At 67.9% G+C, this 26,604-nt stretch carries 22 protein-coding genes; 9 read left to right on the top strand and 13 right to left on the bottom strand.

The annotated features are described in order from the left end of the window. Positions 1 to 2 precede the first annotated feature (2 nt). Complete coding sequence (recN, locus tag J2852_RS23065; RefSeq protein ID WP_209880315.1) at positions 3 to 1,670, top strand: DNA repair protein RecN; 1,668 nt, start codon at positions 3 to 5, stop codon at positions 1,668 to 1,670. A gap of 96 nt (positions 1,671 to 1,766) precedes the next feature. Further along, positions 1,767 to 3,551: a carbohydrate-binding domain-containing protein gene (locus J2852_RS23060; protein WP_209880276.1), complete on the top strand. Its 1,785-nt coding sequence runs from the start codon at positions 1,767 to 1,769 to the stop codon at positions 3,549 to 3,551. Between the two features lie 47 nt (positions 3,552 to 3,598). Here J2852_RS23060 and J2852_RS23055 read toward each other — a convergent pair whose 3' ends face one another. Beyond that, entirely contained in the window at positions 3,599 to 4,144 is a 546-nt protein-coding gene (locus J2852_RS23055) for a hypothetical protein (RefSeq protein WP_246499925.1), read from the bottom strand. Between the two features lie 226 nt (positions 4,145 to 4,370). Between J2852_RS23055 and J2852_RS23050 the strand changes: the two genes are divergently transcribed. From J2852_RS23050 to J2852_RS23020, 7 genes are all read left to right on the top strand, one after another. Next, positions 4,371 to 5,297 carry a hypothetical protein gene (locus J2852_RS23050; protein ID WP_209880274.1) on the top strand — a complete coding sequence of 309 codons (927 nt, stop codon included), beginning with the start codon at positions 4,371 to 4,373 and terminating at the stop codon, positions 5,295 to 5,297. 13 nt (positions 5,298 to 5,310) lie between these two features. Further along, entirely contained in the window at positions 5,311 to 5,628 is a 318-nt protein-coding gene (locus J2852_RS23045) for a hypothetical protein (protein ID WP_209880272.1), read from the top strand. A gap of 141 nt (positions 5,629 to 5,769) precedes the next feature. Then, positions 5,770 to 8,157 carry an NAD-dependent DNA ligase LigA gene (ligA, locus tag J2852_RS23040; protein ID WP_209880270.1) on the top strand — a complete coding sequence of 796 codons (2,388 nt, stop codon included), beginning with the start codon at positions 5,770 to 5,772 and terminating at the stop codon, positions 8,155 to 8,157. Positions 8,158 to 8,259: 102 nt separating this feature from the next. Beyond that, a complete protein-coding gene (locus tag J2852_RS23035; protein WP_209880268.1) occupies positions 8,260 to 8,676 on the top strand; it encodes a bacteriohemerythrin in 417 nt (138 codons plus the stop codon). A 302-nt stretch (positions 8,677 to 8,978) separates the two neighbouring features. Continuing rightward, positions 8,979 to 10,163: a collagen-like domain-containing protein gene (locus J2852_RS32115; RefSeq protein WP_209880266.1), complete on the top strand. Its 1,185-nt coding sequence runs from the start codon at positions 8,979 to 8,981 to the stop codon at positions 10,161 to 10,163. Next, on the top strand, positions 10,160 to 12,007 hold the full coding sequence (locus tag J2852_RS23025; RefSeq protein WP_209880264.1) for a DUF7483 domain-containing protein: 1,848 nt from the start codon (positions 10,160 to 10,162) through the stop codon (positions 12,005 to 12,007). The genes J2852_RS32115 and J2852_RS23025 overlap by 4 nt, the downstream gene beginning before the upstream one ends. Positions 12,008 to 12,021: 14 nt before the next feature. After that, positions 12,022 to 12,624: a hypothetical protein gene (locus J2852_RS23020; protein ID WP_209880262.1), complete on the top strand. Its 603-nt coding sequence runs from the start codon at positions 12,022 to 12,024 to the stop codon at positions 12,622 to 12,624. Between the two features lie 355 nt (positions 12,625 to 12,979). Here J2852_RS23020 and lpxC read toward each other — a convergent pair whose 3' ends face one another. The 12 genes from lpxC to mraY form a co-directional block, all read right to left on the bottom strand. Beyond that, complete coding sequence (lpxC, locus tag J2852_RS23015) at positions 12,980 to 13,918, bottom strand: UDP-3-O-acyl-N-acetylglucosamine deacetylase (RefSeq protein WP_209880260.1); 939 nt, start codon at positions 13,916 to 13,918, stop codon at positions 12,980 to 12,982. A 312-nt stretch (positions 13,919 to 14,230) separates the two neighbouring features. Beyond that, positions 14,231 to 15,982 (bottom strand): cell division protein FtsZ, encoded by a 1,752-nt coding sequence (gene ftsZ, locus J2852_RS23010; RefSeq protein WP_209880258.1) that lies wholly within the window; start codon positions 15,980 to 15,982, stop codon positions 14,231 to 14,233. Positions 15,983 to 16,082: 100 nt separating this feature from the next. After that, the gene (gene ftsA, locus J2852_RS23005; protein WP_209880256.1) at positions 16,083 to 17,345 is read right to left on the bottom strand and encodes a cell division protein FtsA; all 1,263 of its coding nucleotides are present in this window, start codon (positions 17,343 to 17,345) and stop codon (positions 16,083 to 16,085) included. A gap of 31 nt (positions 17,346 to 17,376) precedes the next feature. Then, positions 17,377 to 18,321: a cell division protein FtsQ/DivIB gene (locus J2852_RS23000; RefSeq protein WP_209880254.1), complete on the bottom strand. Its 945-nt coding sequence runs from the start codon at positions 18,319 to 18,321 to the stop codon at positions 17,377 to 17,379. Further along, a complete protein-coding gene (locus J2852_RS22995; protein ID WP_209880252.1) occupies positions 18,306 to 19,235 on the bottom strand; it encodes a D-alanine--D-alanine ligase in 930 nt (309 codons plus the stop codon). Before J2852_RS22995 ends, J2852_RS23000 begins: the two co-directional genes overlap by 16 nt. Further along, the gene (gene murB / locus J2852_RS22990; RefSeq protein ID WP_209880250.1) at positions 19,232 to 20,155 is read right to left on the bottom strand and encodes a UDP-N-acetylmuramate dehydrogenase; all 924 of its coding nucleotides are present in this window, start codon (positions 20,153 to 20,155) and stop codon (positions 19,232 to 19,234) included. The genes J2852_RS22995 and murB overlap by 4 nt, the downstream gene beginning before the upstream one ends. Further along, positions 20,152 to 21,570, bottom strand: a complete 1,419-nt coding sequence (murC, locus tag J2852_RS22985; protein ID WP_209880248.1) for a UDP-N-acetylmuramate--L-alanine ligase — start codon at positions 21,568 to 21,570, stop codon at positions 20,152 to 20,154. Before murC ends, murB begins: the two co-directional genes overlap by 4 nt. Before the next feature lie 8 nt (positions 21,571 to 21,578). After that, positions 21,579 to 21,836, bottom strand: coding sequence for a hypothetical protein (locus J2852_RS22980; protein WP_209880246.1), 258 nt, complete (start codon positions 21,834 to 21,836; stop codon positions 21,579 to 21,581). After that, positions 21,833 to 22,993 (bottom strand): undecaprenyldiphospho-muramoylpentapeptide beta-N-acetylglucosaminyltransferase, encoded by a 1,161-nt coding sequence (murG, locus tag J2852_RS22975; RefSeq protein ID WP_209880244.1) that lies wholly within the window; start codon positions 22,991 to 22,993, stop codon positions 21,833 to 21,835. Before murG ends, J2852_RS22980 begins: the two co-directional genes overlap by 4 nt. A gap of 6 nt (positions 22,994 to 22,999) precedes the next feature. Beyond that, positions 23,000 to 24,121 carry a putative lipid II flippase FtsW gene (gene ftsW, locus J2852_RS22970; protein WP_209880242.1) on the bottom strand — a complete coding sequence of 374 codons (1,122 nt, stop codon included), beginning with the start codon at positions 24,119 to 24,121 and terminating at the stop codon, positions 23,000 to 23,002. Then, positions 24,118 to 25,509 carry a UDP-N-acetylmuramoyl-L-alanine--D-glutamate ligase gene (gene murD, locus J2852_RS22965; RefSeq protein ID WP_209880240.1) on the bottom strand — a complete coding sequence of 464 codons (1,392 nt, stop codon included), beginning with the start codon at positions 25,507 to 25,509 and terminating at the stop codon, positions 24,118 to 24,120. The genes ftsW and murD overlap by 4 nt, the downstream gene beginning before the upstream one ends. Positions 25,510 to 25,516: 7 nt before the next feature. After that, positions 25,517 to 26,602 carry a phospho-N-acetylmuramoyl-pentapeptide-transferase gene (gene mraY, locus J2852_RS22960; RefSeq protein ID WP_209880238.1) on the bottom strand — a complete coding sequence of 362 codons (1,086 nt, stop codon included), beginning with the start codon at positions 26,600 to 26,602 and terminating at the stop codon, positions 25,517 to 25,519. Positions 26,603 to 26,604: the final 2 nt, after the last annotated feature.

The raw sequence follows: 26,604 nt of genomic DNA, 5'->3' as shown, positions 1-26,604 counted from the left end.
CCGTGCTGGCCTCGCTGACGATCCGGGACGTCGTCCTGATCGAAAAGCTGGCGCTCGGCTTCGATCGGGGCCTCTGCGTGCTGACCGGCGAGACCGGCGCCGGCAAGTCGATCCTGCTGGATGCGCTGGGCCTTGCGCTCGGCGCGCGCGCCGAATCGGGCCTCGTCCGTCACGGCGCCGAGCAGGCCTCGGTCACCGCCGAGTTCGAGCTGTCCGGCGACCATCCCGCCTTCGACATCCTGAAGGAACAGGGGCTCGACGCCGAGGACCGCCTCGTCGTGCGCCGCACCGTCAGCGTTGATGGCCGCAGCCGCGCCTGGGTCAACGACCAGGCGGTCGGCGTCGGCCTGCTGAAGCGCCTGGGTGAGGAACTCGTCGAAGTTCACGGCCAGTTCGACACCCACGGCCTGCTGAACCCGCAGACCCATCGCAGCGTGCTCGACGCCTACGCCGGCCTTGACGCGCAGGCCGCCCAGGTCGCCGCCGCGCACCGCGCGTGGCGTCAGGTCGAGGACGCGCGCGCCAACGCCGCCGCCGAGATCGCCCGCGCCCGCTCCGAAGAAGAATACCTCCGCCACGCCGTCGCCGAACTGGACGCGCTCGCCCCGAAACAGGGCGAAGAGGAAGAGTTGGCTGAGACCCGCGCCGTGCTGATGCACCGGGAAAAGCTGGTCGACGCCATGAACTCCGCCTTCGCGGAGCTGTCCGGCGACCGTGGCGTGGAACGTGCCCTGTCCTCGGCCATCCGCACGCTGAGCCGCATCGCCGACAAGGCCGGCGGCAAGCTCGACCCGGTGATTGCCGCGCTCGACCGTGCCGCGACCGAGGCGGGGGAGGCCATCGCATCCCTCCAGGCCGCCTCCGCCGACGTGGACATGGACCCGCAGGCCCTGGAAAAGCTGGAAGAGCGCCTCTTCGCGCTGCGCGCCGCCGCCCGCAAGCACGGCGTGGACGTGGACGCGCTGGCGGCGCTCCGCAAGGACATGGCCGACCGCCTTCTCCTCATCGAGGACCAGGGCGACCTGCTGACCCGCCTCGCCAAGGAGGCCGAGGTGGCGCGCGAGGCCTACCGCAAGGCCGCCGAGGCGCTGAGCAAGGCCCGCCAGTCCGCCGCCGGAGACCTGGACAAGGCGGTCGCCGGCGAGCTGGCACCGCTGAAGATGGAAAAGGCCAGGTTCCGCACGCTGGTCGAACCGCTGGGTGAAGCCGAATGGACCGCCGCCGGCATGGACCGCGTGGCCTTCCAGGTCGCCACCAACCCCGGCTCGCCCCCCGGTGCGCTCAACAAGATCGCGTCCGGCGGTGAACTGGCGCGCTTCATGCTGGCGCTCAAGGTGGTTCTGGCCCAGACCTCGACCGTGGGCACGCTGGTCTTCGACGAGGTGGACACCGGCATCGGCGGCGCCGTCGCCGCCGCCGTGGGCGAACGGCTGGAAAAGCTCGGGCACGGCTTGCAGGTGCTCGTGGTCACCCACAGCCCGCAGGTCGCCGCGCGCGGCTCCACGCACCTGAAGGTCCAAAAGTCGGTGAAGGGCGAGCAGGTGACGACCGGCGTCGCCGAACTGGACGGCGACGACCGCCGGGAGGAGATCGCCCGCATGCTCTCCGGCGCCACCATCACGGCGGAGGCCCGCGCCGCCGCCGACAGTCTGATCGCGGGGCGAGGGTAGGGCAAAGTCCCATCCTTCGCCCGCAACGGTCATCCAACGGCCACAGCAAAGTCCGGATAGTCCAGCCTCGTACAGTTATGGAACGAGGTTGGCGCTATGTCGAACACCACCGCCCCCATCGGAAACGTCGTCGTGATCGACACTGGCCTGTCCTCGTCCTGGGGCACGGGCCGGCTGGTCTATCAGCAAGATTTCTACCACAACGACGACAACGTCATGGTTTCCGACGCGAACACGCACGGGGCCATGGTCACGGCCGGCATTCTGAAGAACGCCCCCGACGCCGGCATCATCGCCCTGAAGGTCATGTCCGACAGCGGCGGCGCCACCGACGAGACTTACATCGAGAAGGCCCTGCAATGGGTCGTCGCCAACGCCGACGCCTACAACATCGTGGCGGTGAACCTGTCGCTCGGCGGCGGCGCGCAGACCGTGGCGGCGACCACCTCCATGTCCGACGAACTGGCGGCACTCGCTGCCAAGCGCGTCCTGACCGTGGCGGCCGGCGGCAACAGCGGCGACGGCGGCGCCACGCAGAGCGTGTCGAGCTTCGCCGCCGACGCCAACCAGATCTGCGTCTCCGCCTCGACCGGCGACGGGAGCTTCCCGGCCTGGGCGCAGCGCAGCCCGACCCTGACCGACATCTGCGCGGACGGCACCGACATCCGGCTGACCAACAGCGCCGGTCTCACCTATTCGGCCAACGGTTCCTCCTTCGCCGCGCCCACCGTCACGGCGGCCGTGGCGCTGGCCCAGCAGCAGGCCGTCAGTCTGACCGGCGCGCGCCTGACCCAGGACCAGTTCCTGTCGCTCGCCAAGGCCAGCGGCACGGCCATGGGCACGTCGGGCTATTTTGATCTGAACACCGACGCCCTGCTCGCCAAGATCGCCCAGACTTACACGCCGACCACCCCGGCGCCGCAGCCCGACACCTCGACCATCACCGTCAACGCCCTGGGTTACCCGGCCGGTGGCGTGAACGCCCACTTCAAGCTGCTGGTGGACGGCCAGAAGATCGGCGAGGGCGTGGCCGGCACGACGGCCAAGGACTACGCCTTCACCGCCAACCTGACCGGCGGCCAAGCCCACAAGGTCCAGGTGCAGTACGACAACGACGCCGTCGTCAACGGCCAGGACCGCAGCCTGTTCGTGAACAAGGTCACCGTCAACGGCCACGCCATGGCGGCGACCGACGCGAACGTCACCTACGACAAGGGTGCTCTCGACGGTCTCGACGTGGTCAAGGGCCAGTCGGGGATGTGGTGGAACGGCACGCTGGTGTTCAACACCCCGGCTTCCGCTTTCCCGGCCGCTCCGGCCACCGGCTCGACCATCACCGTCAACGCCTCCGGCAGCCCGGCGGGCGGCGTGAGCGCCCATTTCAACCTGCTGGTCGATGGCAAGAAGATCGGCGAGGGCATGGCCGGCACCACGGCCAAGGATTACAGCTTCAACACCAGCCTGACCGCCGATCAGGCCCACAAGGTCCAGATCCAGTACGACAACGACGCGGTCATCAACGGCCAGGATCGCAGCCTGTTCGTCAACAAGGTCACCATCAACGGCAAGGCGGTCCTGCCGACCGATGGCATCGTGACCTACGACAAGGGGGCCTTGGACGGTAAGGACGTGGTCAAGGGCCAGTCGGGCCTGTGGTGGAACGGCACGCTGGTGGTGAACGCCGACAAGGGCTACTTCCCCGGCGCCACCGCCCTGGCCGAAGCCGGCCAGCAGGAGGTTTACCAGCACCTTGTCACGCAGGGGCTGGACGGGCTTCAGGGCCATACGGACGATGTGGTGCCCATGGCCTTCGATCTCGCGGCGCTGGCCCCGGACCTCTACGCCCACGCCGACCTGCTGCACGACCACAGCACCGGCTGACGCATCGCCAAAGGGGGCGGCGCAGTCCTACGCGCCCCCCTTCGGCATCACGCCGCGCTCTTCCACGGCTGCCAGCCGCCCAGCCGCAGCCCGACGGCGAAGCTGGTGAAGGGGATGCGCAACTCCAGATCACGCGGCTGGAAGAAGGTCAGGCGCTCCGGCGCGCCAGTGGGGCCGAACTCCAGCCGGGCGCCCTTCGGCTCCTCGGCGAACTCGTCGCTCATCACCTGCCAGATCTCCAGATCGTCGCCGTGGTTGGAGATCTTGTACTGGCCGCAGCGCCACACCGACGTTTCGCCGACCCCGCCTTCGACGACTTTCTTGTCGCCGTCCATCTTCACGTCGCCGACCCCGGCCGCCTGGCCGGACATGGACGGTCCCTGACTCTCGGCGCGGAAGCCCAGCCGCAGCCACGGCGTGCGCGTGCGCGGGATCATCCGGCGCAGCAGCCGCGCATCCTCCGCCGCGAAATGGTCCGGGTCGTCGTACAGGATGCGGTCGAGCGCCGCGGCGATGACGAACCGATCATCGACGGAGAGGGAGTTGGCGGGCAGGGGCATGGCGGCTTCCGGCTTGTCCTCGCATCTCTCCATTTGCCTTTCCCATCCGGCAAATTCCAGGAAAACTGCATCATCCGCCTCCGTTGGAACTGCTTTTCGGGTTGTTGGCATATTCATTTATGATCAGAATTTGAGAAGAGCTTCATGACTTTCGCCGAATTGACTCGGCATGTCTCGCAGACGCACCATCCAAGGGTGCGGGTGAGAGCATTCAGATAAGAAGCACCGCACTCGTCGGCGTTCTTTGGGAGGAATGCAAATGACCGAACGACGTGCATGCCGGACCAAGCTGTACCTTGCCGTTCTGCCCTTCTTGATGGTGCCGCTCGGTGCTTGCGGATTGACCGCTGCGCAGAAGGAGGCCGTGGCGACCTTCGGCACCGCCAGCAAGGACTACGGTGAATTGGTGGTGACGGAGTTGCCGCAGATGCGCAACGGCATCATGGAGATGCAGGCGGCGTCCCTGGCGCTTCCGGGCGCCAGATCCTCCAGCGATTTCGCCGCGAGGAAGTTCACCAATCTGGACAGAAACCTCGATCAAGACGATCTGACGCGCCCGATGCAGTTGGCGCTTGCCCTTCGGTCCTATGGGCAAGGGCTGGTCGATCTCGTCGGCGACGGCAATCCGGATGCCGTCAAACAGCACATGTCGTCCATCGGCGACAATCTCGCCAAGCTGCCCGGCTTCGCCGAGGACGGCGACCGTATCAAGGCCGTGGCGGGGAAGGCCGGGCCGGTCGCGTCGCTGGCCGTGGAGAACGTCAAGCGCGATGCCGTGATCGACATCGTCCGGGCTTTCGCGCCGACGGTGGACAAGGCTGCCGATCTTCTGGCCGGAGAATTCCGCGTGTCCGGGAACACGTCGCTTGCGGCGTATGAGTCGGCGGCGCGTGGGCTCGACATTTCGCTTCGCGACGCGTTCGACACGATCAACGCTCCAAACCGCCGTGCGAGCATGCCGGCGTCCGACCGGTGGCTTTTCGTCAACGCCGACCGGATGCACCGCAACCACAAGGCGCACATCGCCACGCTCGACCAGACGGGAGGCGAAACCGCAGCAAAGCTGAAGAAGGCGCATGCCGCCCTGCTCGCGGCGGTGGAGGACCGTGCCTACTCGATCGAGGACATCCGCCAGTTCGCCAGGGAAGTGCAGACCCTCTACGCCCTCGTCCGGGCCTTCGGCTAAGGAGATCGCTCTCATGACCACCAGCCAGTCTCTTGGAAACGACATCCGCCTGCTCCTCGATGAGTTGATGGATCTGCTCGACGAAACACCGGTCGATCGAAAGGGACCGATCTACGCTCGGATCGACGAGCTGCACGAACTGCTGGACCGTCTGATCGACGAAACCATCGAGAGGAAGAAGGCGGAGTACGACGCCGCCATTGCCGATCTCGGGCGGGCGAACAAGGCGATCAAGGAGGCACGCAAGCGGGTCAAGGATCTGCTGGAAGCGTTGGAGATCGTTGACAAGGCGGTGTCCGCCATTGCCGGCCTGCTCAAGGCCCTGGCCTGACCGCGGCCGTCCCGCGACGGATCCCGGATCCGTCGCGGGCTGCGCACGCGGCGGGGAAGGCATGGCGTTTCGTCTCTCCCGATCCCGTCCCATCGGCGCTATGCTGCGCCCCCAAATGACGAGGGACAGAAGAGACCCACCATGACCGACCTGTTCGACACCCCCGCCAACCTTCGCGCCATCCCCGTGGAGGAACTGACGGTCGAGCAGGCGCAGGCCGAACTGGCCGCCCTGTCCAAGGAAATCGCGCACCACGACCGGCTCTATCACCAGATGGACAAGCCGGAGATCAGCGACGCCGACTACGACGCTCTGGTCCGCCGCAACAACGCCATCGAGGCGCGCTATCCCGAGCTGCGCCGCGCCGATTCGCCGAGCCTGCGCGTCGGCGCCGCCCCGGCCGCCGGCTTCCGCAAGGTGCGCCACGCCGTCCCCATGCTGTCGCTCGGCAACGCCTTCGCGGAGGAGGACGCGCACGAATTCGTGGCGCGCATCCGCCGCTTCCTGGGCCTGCCCGACGACGCCCCCATCGAGTTCGTGGCCGAGCCGAAGATCGATGGCCTGTCCCTGTCGCTCCGCTACGAGGACGGCCGCCTCGTCCAGGCCGCCACGCGCGGCGACGGCACGGAGGGCGAGGACGTGACCGCCAACGTCCGCACCATCCGGGACGTGCCGCAGCAGCTCCCCGCCCCATACCCCGCCGTGCTGGAGGTGCGCGGCGAGGTCTACATGAACCGCGACGACTTCCTGGCGATGAACCGCGCCTACGCGGAGAAGGGGGAGCCCGTCTTCGCCAACCCGCGCAATGCGGCGGCCGGCTCGCTGCGCCAGAAGGACGCGAAGATCACCGCCTCCCGCCCGCTCTGCTTCTTCGGCTACGCGCTGGGCGAGGTGTCGGAACCCATCGCCGACACCCAATGGGGCATTCGCGAGCGGCTGCGCGGCTGGGGCTTCCACCTGAACCGCCCGTCCAACCTGTGCGACGGGGCCGAGGCGCTGCTGACCCACTACCGCAAGATCGGCGAACAGCGCTCCGCCTTGCCGTTCGACATCGACGGCGTGGTTTACAAGGTCAACAGCCTGGAGCTTCAGCAGCGGCTGGGCTTCGTTTCCCGCGCGCCGCGCTGGGCCATTGCCCACAAATTCCCGGCGGAGCAGGCGCAGACCCGGCTGAAGGGCATCACCATCCAGGTCGGCCGCACCGGCGCCCTGACTCCCGTAGCAGAGCTTGAGGACATCACCGTCGGCGGCGTCGTGGTCAGCCGCGCCACCCTGCACAATGAGGACGAGATCGCCCGCAAGGACATCCGCATCGGCGATCTCGTGATCGTCCAGCGGGCCGGCGACGTGATCCCGCAGATCGTCGGCGTGGTGGAAAGCCAGCGCCCGGCCAACACCGAGCCCTACCGCTTCCCCGACCATTGCCCGGTCTGCGGCAGCCTCGCCGTGCGCGAGCCGGACGAGGCGGTGCGCCGCTGCACCGGCGGCCTGATCTGCGGCGCCCAGGCGAAGGAGCGCCTGCGCCACTTCGTTTCCCGCAACGCCTTCGACATCGAGGGGCTGGGCGAGAAGACCATCGAGGAATTCTGGGACGACGGCCTGATCCGCTCCCCCGTGGACATCTTCACGCTGGAAAAGCGGGTGGAGGAGGGCGCCATCGCCATCCTCGGCCGACCCGGCTGGAAGGAAAAGTCGGTGGAGAACCTGTTCTCCGCCATCAACCAGCGCCGCGCCGGCATCGACCTGCACCGCTTCGTCTTCGCGCTGGGCATCCGCCACATCGGCGAGGTGACTGCCAAGTCGCTGGCCCGGCATTACGTGTCGCTCGACAGCCTGCTGACCGGCATGGAGCGCGCCATCGCCGACATGCCGGGCGAGGCGTGGCTGGACCTGCACGCGCTGAACGGCCTCGGCCCGGTGAAGGCCGATGCGCTGCTGGCCTGGTTCTCCGACCCGGAAAACCTGCCCAAGGTGGACTTCTACGCCACCCAGGACGCCTTGCGGCTGGAGAAGATCATCAAGCTGCTGGGCATCAAGAAGGTGGACGCCCGCGCCGCCCAGGCGCTGGCCGAACGGTACGGAACGCTGGACGCCTGGAAGCGGGCGATGATCGCCGCCGCCGGGGCGCAGCCCGGCCCCGCCTGGAACGAGCTGGTCGCCATTCCCGATGTGGGCGAGGTGGCGGCCGAGGAACTGGCCGGCTTCTTCCGCGAACGGCACAACCTGGACATCATCCAGGGCTTTCGGGAGGCGGGCGTCACCGTTCTCGACGCCGAGCGTCCGAAGGCGGCGGCCAACTCCCCCGTGGCCGGCAAGACGGTGGTCTTCACCGGCACTCTGGAGACCATGTCCCGCACCGAGGCCAAGACCCGCGCCGAGGCGCTGGGCGCCAAGGTCGCCGGCTCCGTCTCCGCCAAGACCGACTATTTGATCGCGGGCGCCGACGCCGGCAGCAAGGCGACCAAGGCCCGCGACCTCGGCGTCACCATCCTCACCGAACAGGAGTGGCAGGCGCTTATCGCCGGTTGAGGAGAGCCGTCAAATTGCCGCAGCGCGGCTGTGGCGCGTTGACGTGCCACAGCCTCCGGCCCCATAACAGGCGCCAAGAATAAGATGCGCTGGGGGACCGCCGTGGAACCGATTCAGTGGTCGCGTTGGATGAGCGTCGGCATCGACGACCTGGATGAGGATCATCGGGTCATCGTGGGCATCGTCAACAAGCTGGCCGAGGACGGGAGCCGCAACAACCCCGACGTGATCGAGGCCATCCTCGACGAGTTGATCACCTACACCAAGCGCCACTTCGCTGCCGAAGAGGCGCACATGGAGCGGGCCGGCTACCCGACCTTCGCCGCGCACAAGGCCCTGCACGACGGCCTGACCCGGCAGGTGGAAGCCTACCGCGAGCGCTTCCACGCCCAGCGCGACCAGATCCCCGGCGACGAGGTCTTCGGCTTCTGCTCCGACTGGCTGGGCAAGCACATCCTCCGGGAAGATACCCGCTTCGGCGAGTACGCCGCCGGCCCTACGGCGCCGTCCACGCCGTAAGCGCCTTCGCCCGACATCTCCGTTCTTTTCAAAGACGGTTGCTTTGCCGCCGGCCGCCGCAGCCCGTGGGCCGGCGCATCCGTCGTCATGCGCTCGTATGGGGTAAAAATTCCTTATGTCAGACTTTTATGCCTTGAACTGAACCGGTGTAATAGGTATAAAATCTTTCATCGGATTGGCGGTTAACCCGTAAGCCGAACGCGCCGCACGGCGCTCGTCCTTCCAAGCGAACACGACAGCGACCGGCGCACACACTGCGCGCCGGCAATGCATTCCCACACCCATTTTGAAAGGGAGTCCTCATGAGCCACAACGCGATCACGCTTGTCGGCCTGCCCGTCACCGCAAACGGACTGCTCAGCGCCCGTTCTTCGGTCAGCACCCTGTCCATCGGTTCCGGCATCAAGCCGCTGACGGTGGACACCGGCAAGGGATTCGAGCCGAACATGTGGGTGGTGGCCAGCGATGCGGCCGACCCCGACAATTCCATGGCCGGCACGGTCGTGGACTATAATCCTTCCACCGGTGCTCTGACTCTCCGCGTCTCTCCCGCCGATGTGCGCGGCGGCGGCACGCCGTCCTCCTGGACCGTGGCCATAAGCGGCCCGACCGGCCCGCGGGGGCCGCAGGGTGTTCAGGGCGAACCGGGCCAGCAGGGTCCGATGGGCCCGGTCGGCCCCCAAGGCGCGCAGGGACCGCAGGGTGTTCAGGGTGAACCGGGTCCGCAGGGTCTGATGGGGCCGATCGGCCTCCAGGGTGCACAGGGACCGCAGGGCGCTCAGGGTGAACCGGGTCCGCAAGGCCCGACCGGTTCGCAGGGTCCCCAGGGCGAGGTAGGCCCTCAAGGCCCGCAGGGGCCGCAGGGTGAAACCGGTCTGCAAGGCCCGACCGGTCCGCAGGGACCCAAAGGCGACGTCGGTCCCCAGGGACTCACGGGCGCGACGGGACCGCAGGGTCCGCAGGGCGAACCGGGACCGCAGGGCATCCCCGGTCTGAAAGGCGACAAGGGGGACAAGGGCGATAAGGGCGACGCCGCCGTTGTCGTCCCGGCGACGGAGACGGCGGCTGGCGTCGCCATGATCGCCACGCAGGCGCAAGCGAACGCCGGGACCGACGACGCCACGATCATCACGCCCAAAAAACTGGCGGCAATCACACTCCAGACCGGAACCGCCACGTTCAGCGGCGGCACCCTGACCCTCGATTTCGGCGGGCATGCTCATGCCGAATTCGCCCATACCGTCGCCGCCAACATCACGGCTTGGTCCTACGTCAACCGCCCGACCACCGGACGGACCTACGCCCGTGTCTCCCTAACCAACGCCGGGGCCTACGTTGTGGCATCGCCCACCGGCGCGCAGGCGGCGGGGGGCGTCGCCACCGGCATCGGCGCTTACACGGCCTCCGGAAAAGACGTGCTTCTGCTGTCGATCAACCCCGCCGGCACGGTGACCGAAATGTCGATCAAGAAGGATGTCAAGGCATGAGCATGATGCTGGCGGGCCTCATGGAGGAAGAGTTTGCCTTGGTGGGCGGTGGCAAGCTGTACGTGGACGACGTGTTCGGCGCCTCGGCCTATGTCGGGAACGGGGGCACAATGACGGTCCTCAACGGCCTGAACATGGCTGCGCGTGGGTGGATGACGTGGACAAAATCCCGAACCACCACGCACGGCCATGCCGTCATGTCCGATCTTATCGGCAACGGCTCGTACCTTACGACCCCAAGCGCGGCAGGCCCGGCCACGAATGGAAACACCTTCAGTACGGACGCCAATGGGATGGTGCTCGGCCCCTGGAACGGCTTCAACGCGGCGAATCAAAAGTTCATCAACTGGACCTTCCTTGAGGCCCCGAAGTTCTTCGCTAGAAAATTGGTCAGCCATACGACCGGAACTAATACGACAATTGACCTGACTGACTTGGGGGTGGTTGGCTGCGCCATTGTCAAGCGCGTGGATGCCGTGGGCGACTGGTGGGTGTGGCATCGGTCAGCACCAAACCACCTGCTGTATCTGAACCTGCCCAATGCCGTCGTCTCCAGCACGACCCTCGCTGTATCCAGAACCACGCTGACGCTTAACAGCGCAAGCCCTACAGGACAATACCTCGTCCTCGGCTTCGCGCACGACACGTCGCCGGACGGGATGATACAGTGCGATTACTACAGCAGCACGGCCCCCATTAATCTCGGATGGGAGCCACAGTTCATGCTCTTGAAGACCTCAACCGTAGCGGATAATTGGTATATCGCAGATCAGGTGCGAGGTTGGACAGCGGATGGGAGCTGGACAAGTCTGCAACCGAACACCAACAATACCGAAGCCGCTGGGTCCAATTTTTCTCCTAACGCCTCGGGGTTCACCCCTGCGTCCAACACCAGCAACTTGCCAGTCATCTACGTCGCAATCCGTCGCCCCAACAAGCCCGCACTGCAACTTGGCGCGGACAAGGTGTTTTGTCCGGTTGTGCGTACGGGTAACGGTGGAGCAACCAATATCACCACGCCCGGCTTCCCGGCTGATATGGTCTATGTCAACTACCGTGACAGTGCCCAGGCACGAGCTGTTGTTTCCCGACTTCGCGGTGGTGGAAAATATCTGCAAACGGAAAGCATCAACGCGGAAGGCTCCGCAATCTTCCTCAACTTTGACCAAATGTCAGGGTATCAGATTGCGAGTAACGTCCATAACGGCGTTGGGTATAGCCTGATTGATTACGCCTTCAAGCGCGCCCCCGACTATTTCGACGAGGTGTGCTACACAGGTACAGGCTTCGCCCGCCCCATCCGGCACAATCTCGGCAGCGCGCCGGGGATGATGTGGATCAAGCGGCGGGACGCCGACCAGGGCATCAACTGGCTCGTCTACCACAAGGCCCTCGGCTCGCCCTTTTCCCTGTCCCTGAACACGACGGCGGCTCCAACGGGTCCGTCCACCGACCACCTCAACGCCACCGATCCCACGGCGAGCAACTTCACCGTAGGCACGGGCGCGGCGACGAACTTCAGCGGCGGGAAGTACACGGCGTTCCTGTTCGGCGACACCCCTGGCCTTTGCAAGGCCGGATCGTTCACACTCGGGGCCGCGCCGTGGACCGAGACCTGCGGCTTAAACCCGCGCCTCGTCATCTTGAAGCGCACCGACGCTGTCGGGGACTGGTACGTGTGGGATACCGCACGAGGCATCGTCGCAGGGAACGATCCCTACTTCCTGCTCAACTCCACCGCCGCCGAGGTCACCAGCACCAACCACATCGATCCGGCGACGAACGGCTTCATCATCAACCCGACGCTCCCCGCCGGATCCTACGTCTACTGGGCCTGCGCCTGAGAGGAGGCGACACCATGGATCTCTATCGTGACCGCGCCACGGGCGCTTACCCGCTGACTCCCGATACCCTTGCCGCCCGACACCCCGGTTTCGGCTTCCCGGCGGGGACCTGGGGGCAGCCGATCCTCGACTTCCTGGGCGTCGATCCGGTGCACCCGGCGCCAGCCCCCACGCCGCCGGATGACGATCACGCGGTGCGCGAAGCGGCGCCCGTTCTGACCGCCAAGGGCCACTGGGAACAGGCGTGGGAGGTGTTCGACATCCGCGAGGTGCTGACGCCCGAGCAGGTGACCGACCTGAACGCGAACATCGCCGCCAAGGAGCGGGCGGCGGCTGAGGCCCTGATCGCGGCGATCGGCACGGCCGTGCAGGCCCACCTCGACGCCGAGGCGCGCACCCGCCGCTACGACGGCATCCTGAGCGCCTGCACCTACGCAACCAGCACCGTCCCGACCTTTCAGGCGGAAGGGCAGGCCTGCGTGGCGTGGCGGGACGCCGTTTGGGCCAAGTGCCACGAACTGCTTGCCGAGGTGCAGTCCGGCAAGCGGGCGCCGCTGACGCCGGCCGAGGTGGTGGCTTTGCTGCCGGCTCCGGAATGGCCGAACACGCCCTCCTGATCGACAACGCGAGGCCGCCGGATCCTGTCCGGCGGCCTTTCTTCCGCAGGGGAGGGAGACGCTGACGCCGGCAGGCCTCATCCAATTTGTTTGAAAATTGTTGTAATCCATTGAAATAATTGGAAAGTTGAATAGTCTTCAACGCTCCTGCGCGCACTGCCCATTTCTTCCGTCCCGGAAGGGGAGGGCGGTTGCGCGCGACTCTCCGCGTTCGCTTTGGAAGGGGAGGGCGCCCCGCGCGGGACTGGCGCCCCGCGAACCCGATAGGGGAGGGGCCGTACAAAAGCAAAAAGCCCTCCCCGGAAGGGGAGGGCAGTGCGGAACAGCAGGGCCTTTTCTGCTGGGAGGAACGGAGTTACGCGACCGCGCGGTGCTCGACAGTGCACCAGCCGGACGGAAGCATGGTCGTCGGCGTGTCGTAGCACCAGGCCGAGCGGTCGGCGAACAGCGCGCGCAGCAGCTGGTTGTTCAGCGCATGGCCGGACCGGACGCCGTGGAAATGGCCGATGAACGGACCGCCGGCCAGATACAGGTCGCCGACGGCGTCCAGGATCTTGTGGCGGACGAACTCGTCGTCGAAGCGCAGGCCGTCCTCGTTCAGCACCCGGTCGCCGGAAATGACGATGGCGTTGTCCAGCGAGCCGCCACGGGCCAGCCCCATCTTGCGCAGCCCCTCGACCTCGTGCAGGAAGCCGAAGGTGCGGGCGCGGCTGATCTCGTCCTTGAAGCTCTCGCCGTCCAGCTCAATGGCGTGGCTCTGCTGCGCGATCACCGCGTTGTCGAAATCGATGTCGAAGCGGAAGGTCGTGACGTCGTCCGGCGTGAAGGTCGCGCTCTTGGCGCCGTCCACCACGGTGACCGGCTTCAGGATGCGGATCGCGCGGCGGGCGGCGTTCTGCGCCACGGTGCCGACGCGCTCGATGGCCTCGACGAAGGGCTCGGCGCTGCCGTCCATGATCGGCACTTCGATGTTGTCCAGCGCGATGATCGCGTTGTCCACGCCGCAGCCGGCCAGCGCCGCCATCAAATGCTCGATCGTGCCGACGGTGGTGCCGTGGGCGTTGCCGATCACGGTGCACAGGCGGGTGTCAACCACGGTGTCCCAGCGCGCCTGGATCACGGCGGCCTGGCCGCTCAGATCGGTGCGCAGGAAGACGAAACCGGTGTTCGGCTCGGCCGGGGAAATCGTCAGCGTAACCGTCGCACCCGTGTGCAGACCAACGCCCGTGCAACGCACCGGCTTCTTCACGGTCCGTTGCAGCATGCCGTCGGTGTTCATGCGATTGTGAGCCACGGTCTCTTCCCGGTTTGATCTTGTGTTCTTGCGGCCGGTCCGCGTCACTTCAACGCCTGGGCGTTCCAGCGACAGCGCTTATGACCGCATATGCTAGGTATCATTCGGCCCCGTCGAGGACAAATCACTCTTTGTTACCGTTTGTTGCAAAGCGGTGGAGGCCATGCCGCAGACGCGAAAAGGCCGCCCCCAGAGCTTTCTTGCGAAACTCCGGAGGCGGCTGAAGTCGAACAGGTTGTGGATCTCCCACCGACGCCGCTTCAGGGAGGCGGCGGCGGCCGGCGGGGTACTCTCAGACCGAAAACACCCGCTTTAGTTCGCCTGACGACGCAGGAAGGCCGGGATGTCCAGCTGCTCCTCGTCGGTCTTGCCCTGCGGCGGCACGGCCGGGGCCATCGGCTGCGGGGCGGCGGCCGGCATGGCCGGGGCCTGATGGTGGTGAACCGGCTGCTGCTGGTGGGCAACGGGCTGGTGGTGGGCCGTCTGGTGATGGGCCGTCTGGTGGGCGTGCGGCGGCTGCACCGGCTGCTGCGGGGCGGCTTCACCCTTGCGGCCGGCCAGACCGGTCACCAGACCGAACAGGAAGTTCGGCTTGCGGGCCGGGGCGGCTTCCGGAGCCGGGGCCGGCGCCGGGCCGGCGGACAGCGCGGACGGAGCAACCGGGGCGGTCGCCGGCTGGCGCGGGCCGGGGTCGGCCGGGGTCGGGGCAATGAAGTGGCCGTCGCGGCGCTCGCCATGCAGCGGGCCGGTGGTGCGGGCCGGCTGGGCGGTCTCGACCGCCTGCTGCGGGGCAACTTCCGCCTGGACCGGAACCTGCTCCGGGGCCGGCTGGTGCACCGCCGGGGCGGCTTCCGCCTGGGCCGGGGCCTGATGGTGGTGGGCCGGGGCGTGCTGCAGGGCGGTGTTGCCGCTGCTCATCGGGCGGACACCGACAGCGGATCCGGTGGCGGCGCCCGGAATCGCCGGGGCGACCGGGGCCGAAGCCGGGGCCGGGGCGGTCAGGCCGGTCGGGGCCATCGGGGCGGCCGGCTTCTTCACGCCGCGGTCGGAGACCAGCGACAGGTTGACCGGGTGCAGGGTGCGCGGGTTGGCCATGGCGGCGGCGTCAATGCCCGTGGCGACGACGGACACGCGCATGGTGCCTTCCAGCGAGCTGTCGAAGGTCGAGCCGAAGATGATGTTGGCGTCCGGATCGACCTCGTCACGCACGCGGTTCGCGGCCTCGTCGACCTCGAACAGGGTCATGTCGTAGCCGCCGGTGATGTTGATCAGCACGCCGCGCGCGCCCTTCATCGACACGTCGTCCAGCAGCGGGTTGGAGATCGCGGCCTCGGCGGCCTCGATGGCGCGGCGCTCGCCGCCGGCCTCGCCGGTGCCCATCATCGCCTTGCCCATCTCGGTCATGACCGAGCGGATGTCGGCGAAGTCCAGGTTGATCAGGCCGGGCATGACCATCAGGTCGGTCACGCCGCGCACGCCGGAATGCAGCACGTCGTCGGCCATCTTGAAGGCGTCGGCGAACGTGGTCTTCTCGTTGGCGATGCGGAACAGGTTCTGGTTCGGGATGATGATCAGCGTGTCGACATACTGCTGCAGCTCGGCGATGCCCGACTCCGCCAGACGCATGCGGTGCGCGCCTTCGAAGTGGAAGGGCTTGGTCACCACGCCGACGGTCAGGATGCCGCGCTCACGGGCCGCGCGCGCGATGACCGGGGCTGCGCCCGTGCCGGTGCCGCCGCCCATGCCGGCGGTGATGAACACCATGTTGGAGCCGTCGAGGTAGCTGACGATCTCATCGATCTGCTCCTCGGCCGAGGCCCGGCCGACGTCCGGCTTGGACCCGGCGCCCAGGCCGCGCGTGACCGTGGTGCCGAGCTGAAGGCGCTTTTCGCACATCGAACCCTTCAGCGCCTGCGCGTCGGTGTTGCCGACGACGAAGTCCACGCCTTCCAAGTTCGACTTGATCATGTTGTTGACGGCGTTGCCGCCGGCGCCGCCGACGCCGAACACGGTGATCCGGGGCTTCAGTTCGGGTTCGATACCGGGCATCGTCACGTTGATCATTTGAGCCTCCACAACCTTTGCATTGGTTCGATGTTTGTCTCGCGGGTGACATCCCCCGGTTGATCCGGGGGCTTTTTGGAAACCGGCTACGGATTCCTCATCAGAGGTTCTCCCGCAGCCACAGGCCGACACGCCCGAAGAAACCGGAAGCAACGCCAGCCTCATGGCCCGCCACCGGAAGTTCCGTCGGATTGCGAACGGCGTGTAGGAGAAGGCCCGCACCGGTCGAGAAGGCGGGACCGCCGTGCGCCTCGTTCAGGCCGGCGATCCGCGTCGGGCGACCGATGCGGACCTGCTTGTCCAGGATGAGCTGCGCCAGCTCCCGCGTGTTGGGCAGCTGGCTGGCCCCGCCGGTCAGCACGACGCGGCGGCCGACCAGCTTGGCATAGCCCGACTGCTCCAGGCGGGAACGGACGATCTCGAAAATCTCCTCCAGCCGGGGCTGGATGATGCGGACCAGGAAGGATTTCGGCAGGTTGTTGGCGCCTGCGCGCTCCTCCTCGCCGACCTGGGGCACGTCGATCATCTCGCGCTCGTCGGCGGCGCTGGTCATGGCGCTGCCGTACAGCGTCTTCATGCGCTCCGCATGGACGACCGGGGTGGTCAGGCCGCGCGCGATGTCGTTGGTGACGTGGTTGCCGCCCAGCCGGATGCAGTCGGTCCAGACGAGGTTGCCCTCGCAGAAGACCGAAATGGTCGTGGTGCCGCCGCCCATGTCGATGCAGGCGGAGCCCATTTCCATCTCGTCCTCGACCAGACAGGCAAGGCCCGAGGCGTAGGGGCTGGCGACCATGCTCTCCATGTCCAGGTGGCAGCGCGCCACGCAGGTGTGCAGGTTGCGCACCGACCCGGCCGAGGCGGTGATGACGTGCGCCTGGACGCCCAGCCGCTCGCCGTACATGCCCTTGGGGTCGCGGATGCCCCGGTTGCCGTCCAGCGAGAAGCCCACGGGGATCGCGTGCACCAGCGCCTGATCGGGGCCGACCTGCAGCGTGCGCGCGTGGGACAGCGCGCGGCGCACGTCGCCCTCCGTCACCTCCTGGCCGGACACCGAGATCTCGGCGTTGAAGCCGTGGGAGATCGGGCAGGAGACGTTCACGATGACGTCGCGGATGGTCTCGTTGGCCATCTGCTCGGCCGCGTGGACGGCGGCGCCGATGGACGTCTCCGCCGCCTCCATGTCGATGATGGAGCCGGCGCGCACGCCCGTCGCGATCTGATGGCCCATGCCCAGAATGCGTACCGCTCCCGCGTCCTCGACACGCGCGATGAAGCAGACCACCTTCGTGGAGCCAACGTCCAACGCGGCGACGATTCCGCCGCGCGTGGGACGTTTTGGCTTTTTCGCTCCATTGAAGCCCATTTTCAGCACCCTGTGGCCTCGCTGCGTCCGATCACGTCTTCCTGCCCGGCTTCTTCTTGGTCTCCTCCTCCGTCCAGGGCAGGACGGCGGTGGCGGAGGTCTGAAGCACGGCGCGGTCGGGCTGGCGCAGGTCGACGGCGACCACGTCGCGGTCCAGCACGCGGCCGGACGCGTCCAGCTCGGCCAACTGGCGCAGCGCGGTGGTCATTCCGCCTTCCGGCAGCTTCACGACGACCCCGTTGTTCAATTTCAGGTCCCACCGGCGATCGCTGATCCACACGGCGGCGGTCACCTTGTCGCGCACCGAGGGCACCTTGTCGAGCGCCGCCAGCAGCTTCGGCACCTGCGCCGGGGCGTTGGCGCCCACGACCTGGGGCAGCGTCTCGATGCGCTCGTTGCCGCGCCGGGCCAGCTCGGTCGCGTCGGCCAGCGGACGGCCCTCGCGGTCGATCACCGTGAACTTGCGGTCGTGCTGCCAGATCGCCATGGGCTGGCGCTCGGTCAGCCGGACGTAGAGGATGTCCGGCAGGCGGCGCTCCACGGCGGCCGACGACACCCAGGGCAGACCCTCCAGCCGCTCCTTGGTCTCGGCCAGATTGACCGCCAGGATCGGGTCGCCGCGCTGAACGCCCAGCACGCGCAGCATGGCGTCGCGGTCGGTCTCCGTCCGTCCCTCGACCATCACGTCGTCCACCGCGAAGCCGATCCCGGCGCTGGCCGCGATCAGGCTTTCCTCGAAGGCGGCGGCGGTCTCGGCGAAGGTGCCGCGCTGCCACGCCATGCCGGCGGCGCCGGCGGCGACCAGAACCGGGGTCAGCAGCAGCGCGGCCTTGATCGCCGGCCGGGTCCAGCGCGGCCACGCGCGGCGGCGGTTGCCTTTCTGGGCCGACTGCGCCATGGCGCGCGGCGGGACCGGCGCGTCGCCGCGCGAACCCGTGGGACGGAAATGAGGATCGACACTCAATCGAGCTGGCATGCCGCGTTCTCCACCATCCAAGCGACCAGCGCGCCGTAGGACATGCCCACGGACACCGCCTGTTCGGGCACCAGCGACAGCGGCGTCATGCCGGGCTGGTTGTTGATCTCCAGGAAATACAGGCCCGTCGTGCCCGGCTTGCCGTCGTCCCAGCGGAAGTCGCTGCGGGTCACGCCACGGCAGCCCAGCGTCTGGTGCGCGACGATGGCGAGGCGCTTGGCCTCCTCGGCGACCTCCTCGGGGATGTCGGCCGGGACGGTGTGCACCGCGTGGCCGGCGCTGTACTTGGCCGTGTAGTCGTAGACCTGCGCCTCGAACCGGATCTCGGTGACGTTCAGGGCCTTATCGCCCATCACGCCGACGGTCAGCTCGCGGCCCGGAATGAACTCCTCGACCAGGGCGCGCTCGCCGAAGGTCCAGGCGTCGCCGACCGGGCTGTTCTGCCCCTCGCGCACCAGCGTGACGCCGACGGTCGAGCCTTCGTCCACCGGCTTGACGATGTAGGGCGCCGGCATCGGGTGCTGCCCGCCGGTCAGCTCCCCCCTGGTCAGAACGATGCCCTTGGGCGAGCGCACGCCGGCCGTGTCCAGCACGCGCTTGGTCATCACCTTGTCCATGGCGATGGCCGAGGCGCGCACACCCGAATGCGTGTAGGGCAGCCCGAGGAACTCCAGGATGCCCTGGATCGTGCCGTCCTCGCCGCCGCGCCCGTGCAGGGCGTTGAAGACCACGTCCGGGCGCGGGTTGGACAGCGCCTGGACGAGGCCGTTCAGGTCGCGCTGCACGTCCACCGCCGTGACCGTGTAGCCTTCCTCTTCCAGCGCCTTGGCGACACCGGCGCCGCTGACCAGCGACACCTCGCGTTCCGCCGACCAGCCGCCCATCAGGACCGCGACATGCTTCTTCCCGGTCATTTCGGCACACCCACGCGCTTGATTTCCCATTCCAGCGTGACGCCGGAGGTTTCGAACACCCGCCGCCGCACTTCCTCGCCCAGATTCTCCAGGTCCGCCGCGCTGGCCGAGCCCTGGTTGATGAGGAAGTTGCAGTGCTTCTCCGACACCTGCGCGTCGCCGATGCTCAGGCCCCGGCAGCCGGCCTTGTCGATCAGCTCCCAGGCCTTGTGGCCCGGCGGGTTCTTGAAGGTCGAACCGCCGGTGCGCGAGCGGACCGGCTGGGTGTCGGCGCGCTTGTCGGAGATCTCCGCCATGCGCCGCGCGATCTCCAGCGTGTCGCCCGGTTCGCCCTCCAGAACCGCACCGGTGAAGATGCAGTCGGCCGGCACATCGGCGTGCCGATAGGAGAAGCCCATCTGCTCGTTGGAGAAGGTCAGCAGCTCGCCCTTGCGATCCACCGCCTGCGCCGCGACCATCACGTCCTTGATCTCGCGTCCGTAGGCGCCGCCGTTCATGCGCAACGCGCCGCCGATGGTGCCCGGAATCCCCGACAGGAACTCCAGGCCGGCAACCCCGTTATCCCGTGCGACGTTGGCCACATTCAGGTCCAGGGCCGCAGCGCCCACGGTCAAGGAAGCCCCGTTGACCTCGATGTCCGTGAAGCCGCGCCCCAGCCGGATCACCACGCCGGGAACGCCGCCGTCGCGGATCAGCAGGTTCGACGCCACGCCAACGACCGTCACCGGGATCTCGGCCGGCAGCGCGGCCAGGAACTCGGCCAGATCCTCGGCGTCGGCCGGGCGGAACATGACCTCCGCCGGGCCGCCGACGCGGAACCACGTCACGTTCGCCAGTGGCGCGTCGGCGGTCAGCCGGCCCCGGCACTTGGGCATCAGGTCGATGAGGTGGAAATTGGACATCGCGTGCGCCGCCGTCATGCAGTCCTCCCCGCCAGCTTGTCCAGCTCACCCGGCAGGGCGTTCGCCCACTGGGTGATGTTGCCGGCGCCGAGGCAGACCACGAGGTCGCCCGGACGCGCGATTTCCCGCACCAGCGTCGGCAACTCCTCCGGCCCGTGCAGCGCCATCACCTGACGGTGACCGTGCATGCGCAGGCCCTCGACCAGACTGTCGCGGTTCACGTTCTCGATAGGCTGCTCACCCGCCGCGTAGACGTCGGCCACGATCACCGCGTCGGCGTCGTTGAAGCAGGTGCAGAATTCCTCGAACAGGTTGGCGAGGCGCGAATAGCGGTGCGGCTGCACCACGGCGATGGTCCGCCCCGTGCCCGCCGTCCGCGCGGCCTTCAGCACGGCGGCGATCTCCACCGGGTGGTGGCCGTAATCGTCGATGACGATGATGCCGTTCGACTCGCCGGTCTTGGTGAAGCGGCGCTTCACGCCCTGGAACTTCGCCATGCTGTCGCGCATGACCACGTCCGGCAGCCCCATCTCGTTGCCGACCGCGAAGCAGGCCAGCGAGTTTTGCACGTTGTGCGGCCCGTACATCGGCAGGCGCACGTTCGCGATGGTGCGGCTCTCGCCCGTGTGGCGGTCGTAGATCGACACGTCGTACTCGGCACCATCGGGGCCGAGGCGCATGTTCACGGCGCGCACGTCGGCCTGCGGGCTGAAGCCGTAGGTGATGATGCGGCGGTCCGACACGCGCGGGATCATCGCCTGCACCTCCGGGTGGTCAATGCACAGCGCCGCGAAGCCGTAGAACGGGATGTTCTGGACGAAGCTGTCGAAGGCCGCCCGCGCGTTGTCGAACGTGCCGTAATAGTCCAGATGCTCCGGGTCCATGTTGGTAACGACCGCGATGCAGGCCGGCAGCTTCACGAAGGTGCCGTCGCTCTCGTCCGCCTCTACCACCATCCAGTCGCCGGTGCCCAGCCGCGTGTTGGTGCCGTAGGCGTTGATGATGCCGCCGTTGATGACGGTCGGGTCGAGGTTGGCGTGCTCCAGCATGTTGCCGACCAGCGAGGTGGTCGTGGTCTTGCCGTGCGTGCCGCCGATGGCGATGGCCCACTTCAGGCGCATCAACTCGCCCAGCATCTCCGCGCGGCGGACGACCGGGACCAGGGCGGCGCGCGCCGCGACCACCTCCGGGTTGTCGCGCTTGACGGCGGAGGACACGACGACCACCGCGGCCCCCGCGATGTTCTCCGCCCGGTGCCCGATGGACACGGCGATGCCCAGGTCGCGCAGGCGCTTGACGTTGGCGCTCTCGGACAGGTCGGAGCCCTGGACCGTGTAGCCCAGATTCTTCAGCACCTCGGCGATGCCGCTCATGCCGATGCCGCCGATGCCGACGAAGTGGATGGTGCCGATGGAGAGGGGGAGGGCGCGCATGGTGATCTTTACTTTCCGCGGCGGAGCATCAGGCTGAGGGTGGCGTCCACGGCCTGGTCGGACAGGCCGGGGGGCAGGGGCACGGCCCCGGTGACGATGTGAAGGCGGTCGCGCAGGAAGCCGTTGGCGGCGACCTCGCGCGGCAGAAGCGGGCACCAGGGCCGGTTGCTCCAGGCGCCTTCGGTGCGGGTCATGTCCGCCGGCCAGTCCTGCAAGGGACGCGGTGTGCGACGACGCGAGAGGTTGCTGCGCGTACCCTTGATCATTCCGCGGCCTCCTTGGCGTTGGCGTGGTTGCCGTTGGCACCGTTGCGTTCGTCGATCATCGCCAGCACGGCGTCGGCCAGCCGGCTCGCCGCGTCGGCCATGCCCCAGCCATGCGCGGCGGATGCGGCGCGCGCAAGCTCGTCCGGCGACCCCAGCAGTTCGCCCAGCTTCGCGGCGAGCGCGTCGGCGGTGAACTCCGTCTGCGGCATCAGCCACGCCGCACCCGCCGAGGCGAGTTGCTTGGCGTTGGCGGTCTGGTGGTCGTCCATGGCGTGCGGGTAGGGCACCAGCAGCGCCGGCCGACCGATGCAGGTCAGCTCCGCGATGGTCGAAGCGCCCGCGCGCGTGATGGCGAGGTGGCAGGCCGCCAGCCGCTCCGGCACGTCGCGAAAGAAGCTCTCCAGCTCCAGCCCGCCCAGGCCCATGCCCTGATAGCGGGCGCGCGCCGCCTCCAGATCCTCCGGCCGGCACTGCTGCGCCAGATGGATGCGGCTGCGGACCGCCTCGGGCAGACGGCCCAGCGCTTCCGGAATGACTTCGGAGAAGACGCGCGCTCCCTGGCTGCCGCCCATCACCAGAATGCGGATCGGACCATCACCGGCCGGCGCCGCATAATCGGCACTGCGCTTGGCCGCCACCGCCGGGCGCACCGGGTTGCCGGTCCGCACGATCTTCGCCCGATGATCGTCCTTGATCATCGTGATCTCGGGAAAGGCCACCGCCAGACGCCGCGCCGCCGCGATCAGCATCCGGTTGGCGCGACCCAATACCGCGTTCTGCTCGTGGATCAGCACCGGCACGCGGTTCTGCGCCGCCGCGTAGACGGTCGGCACCGACGGATAGCCGCCGAAGCCGACGACCGCCGCCGGCTCCAAATGGCGCATCAGCGCGTTGGCGCTCAGCAGCCCCAGGCCCATCTGCCACGCCGCCCCGATCTTGGCGACCAGACCGCCGCCGGGTGCCGCGCAGCGGATGCGGTGCACGGGCACCTCCGGCAGGGAATCCCCAAACGCGTGCCCGCGCTTGTCGGTGACCAGCGTGACCGCGCGTCCGCGCGCCAGCAGTTCCCGCGCCAGCGCTTCGGCGGGGAAGAAGTGCCCGCCGGTGCCGCCGGCGGCGAGGATGATCGGCTTGGTGCTGGTGGGTTCGGCTGCCATGGGTCCTTACTCCGCCGGGCCGAAGCGTTTGCGAGTCAGTGCCAGCACCATCCCCATGCCGAAGCCCAGCGCCAGCAAGGACGAGCCGCCGTAGGAGATGAAGGGCAGCGTCATGCCCTTGGTCGGCATCAGGTGCAGGGCGGAGCCCATGTTGATCGCCGCCTGCAAGCCGAACTGGATCAGCAGGCCGCTCGCCGCCAGCAGCACGAAGTAGTTCGTGTCGTTGAACACCCGCGCGAAGCCGCGCAGCACGATGAAGGCGAACAGCGCCACCACCACCAGACAGAAGATCAGCCCCATCTCCTCGCCCGCGACGGCGAAGATGAAGTCGGCGTGGCTGTCCGGCAGGGAGAACTTCACCGTGCCCTGGCCGGGGCCGGTGCCCAGCAGCCCGCCGTTGCCGAAGGCTTCCAGCGAGCGGCTGACCTGATAGGTGTCGCCGCTGGCCGGGTCGAGGAAGCGGTTGATGCGGCTGGTCACGTGCGGCAGCGTGAAATACGCGCCGACGAGGCCCGCCACGCCCGCGACGCCCAGGCCGACCACCAGCATGATGTTCAGTCCGGCCAGGAAGAACTGCGAGAACCAGACCACCGACACGACCACCGTCATGCCCAGGTCCGGCTGAAGCAGCAGGCCGCCGATGGTGACGGCGTACAGCGCAATGGACACCGCCGTGCCGGGAAAGCCGGGGTTGGTGCGCGACAGGGAGAACAGCCACGCCCCGACCACCGCGAAGGCGGGCTTCACGAACTCCGACGGCTGGATCGACATGCCGGGGACGTGGATCCAGCGCCGCGCACCCTTGATCTCCACGCCGACGACCAGCGTCGCGTAGACCAGCGCCACCGAAATCAGGAAAACGACCAGCGCCACCCGGCGCACGCCGCGCGGGCTCAGCAGCGACACGCCGCACATGATGGCGATGGCCGGCACCAGCATCATCAGGTGCCGCTCGACGAAATAGAAGGTGTCCTGGATGCCGATGCGCTCCGCCACCGGCGGGCTCGCCGCCGTGATCAGCACGGTGCCGATCGCCATCAGCAGGGCGAGCGCGCCCAGCTGCCAGCGATCCACGGTCCACCACCAGCGGCCGAAGACGGATTGGTCGGTGCGGTCGAAGGTCATCATCGGGCCGCACCCCCCTCAAGAGCGTTCACGGCCTCGGCGAAGGCCTCGCCGCGCTTCTCGAAATTGGCGAACTGGTCCCACGACGCGCAGGCCGGCGACAGCAGCACGCAGGCGCCCGGCCGCTGTTCGGCCAGCGCCATCTGCGCCGCCTCCCGCACGGCCACGTCCAGCGTGCCGCAGCGGGTGTGCGGCACCTTGTTGGTCTCCAGCCATTGGGCGAACAGGTCGGTCGCCTCGCCGATCAGGAAGGCGTGCCGCACCCGGTCCATGTAGGGCTCCAGCCCCGCTAGTCCGGTGTCCTTCGCTTGGCCGCCCAGGATCCAGTAGATCGGGTCGAAGGTCGCCAGCGCCTTTTCCGTGGCGTCGGCGTTGGTCGCCTTGCTGTCGTTGACGAAGCGCACGTCCGTGATGGTCCGCACCAGCTGCTGGCGGTGCGCCAGTCCGGGGAAGGTCGCCATGGCCGCGACGATGGCCGGCACCGGCACGCCCGCCGCCTTGCACGCCGCAAAGGCGGCGGCGGCGTTCTGCCAGTTGTGCTTGCCCAGCAGCGCCGGGAAACTCGCGAGGTCGGCCACGCGCTCGGCGTTGCCCTCGGTGTCGTCGATCAGTCCGCCGGCATCGGCGTAGACGCCGCCCGGCACGCGCCCCTCGGCCGAGATCGGCCAGATGCGCTGATCGCCGGCCGCGACCAGATCCTCGTAAATCCTGCGGCAATGCGCATCGTCCACGCCGATCACCGCCGTGCGCGGCTTGGTCTGGCGGTGGAAGACCAGCTTCTTCGCCGCGACGTAGCCATCCATGCCGCCGTGCCGCGCCAGATGGTCCGGCGTGATGTTCAGCAGCACCGCCACGTCGAAGGTGATCGAGAAGGTCAGCTCCAGCTGGTAGCTGGACATCTCCAGCACGTAGCTGCCGCCGCCCCCCATGGGCTCGAAGGTCAGCGCCGGCGTGCCGAGGTTGCCGCCGACCGCGACCTTGCGCCCGGCGTTCCCCATGATGTGGCCGACCAGGGTCGTCGTAGTGGACTTCCCGTTGGTGCCGGTGATGCCGATGTAGGCCGCGTCGCGCTCGGAGCGCGCCAGCAGCTCGATGTCGCAGACGATCTCCAGCCCCGCCTCGCGCGCCCGCACGGCGACCGGGTGGGGTTTGGGGTGCGTGTGCGGAATGCCCGGCGACCAGACGACGGTCGTCAGCTCCGACAGGTCCGCCGTGTTCAGATCGACGACGCGGTAGCCCTTCGCCTCGGCCGTCTTGCGGCCGGCCTCGTTGTCGTCCCAGACCCACACGTCGGCGCCGCTGCGCGCGAGCGCCTCCGCCGTGGCGAGGCCCGACTTCCCGAGCCCCATCACCGCAACCGGCAGGCCGTCCATGTAGAAAAGGTTGATCATGGGTGGATCACCGCAGCTTCAGGGTGGACAGCCCGACCAGGGCCAGAACGGACGCGATGATCCAGAAGCGGATGACCACGGTCGACTCCGCCCATCCCTTCTTCTCGAAGTGATGGTGCAGGGGCGCCATGCGGAACACCCGCTTTCCGGTCAGCTTGAAGGAGGCGACCTGGACGATCACCGACACGGTCTCCAACACGAAAAGGCCGCCGATGATCGCCAGCACGATCTCGTGCTTGGTGACCACGCTGACGGCTCCGAGAGCCCCGCCGAGGGCGAGCGACCCGGTGTCGCCCATGAACACCATGGCGGGCGGCGCGTTGTACCAGAGGAAGCCGATGCCCGCACCGACCAGAGCCCCGCAGAAAACGGCAAGCTCGCCCGCGCCCGGCACATGATGAATCTGGAGGTAGTTGGCGAAGATCGCGTTGCCGGTCAGATAGGCGATCAGGCCGAAGCAGGCCGCCGCGATCATCGTCGGCACGATGGCAAGGCCGTCCAGACCGTCGGTCAGGTTCACCGCGTTCGACGCGCCCACCATGATGAAGGCGCCCAGCGGCACGAAGAACCAGGACAGCTGGATCAGGAAATCCTTCACGAAGGGCACGGCCAGCCCGCCGGACAGCGGCGGGTTCGACACCAGCATGATCGCCAGCGAGGCGGCCAGACCGATGGCGATCTCCCAGCCCAGGCGGAAGCGGCCCGACAGCCCCTTGGTGTTGCGCTTGGTCAGCTTCAGATAGTCGTCGCCGAACCCGATCAGACCGTAGCCGATGGTCACGAACAGCACGATCCAGGTGTAGACGTTGGTCAGGTCCACCCACAGCAGCGTGCTGGTCGTCACGGCGATCAGGATCATCAGGCCGCCCATGGTGGGCGTGCCCTTCTTCTTGAAATGGGTCTCCGGCCCGTCGGACCGGATCGGCTGGCCTTCACCCTGCTTGCTCTTCAGCCACGCGATCAGGCGCGGAAAGAACATGAAGCTGATGACGAGCGCAGTCAGCATCGCTCCGCCCGTCCGGAAGGTCAGATACCGGAACAGGTTGAACGGCGTGAACACGTCCGCCAGAGGGAAGAGCAAGTTGTAAAGCATAA

Origin of the sequence: Azospirillum soli, assembly GCF_017876165.1 — a bacterium.
Lineage (GTDB): Bacteria > Pseudomonadota > Alphaproteobacteria > Azospirillales > Azospirillaceae > Azospirillum > Azospirillum soli.
The sequence above is the reverse complement of the archived record's forward strand: the minus strand, read 5'-3'. Positions and strand labels throughout refer to the sequence as shown.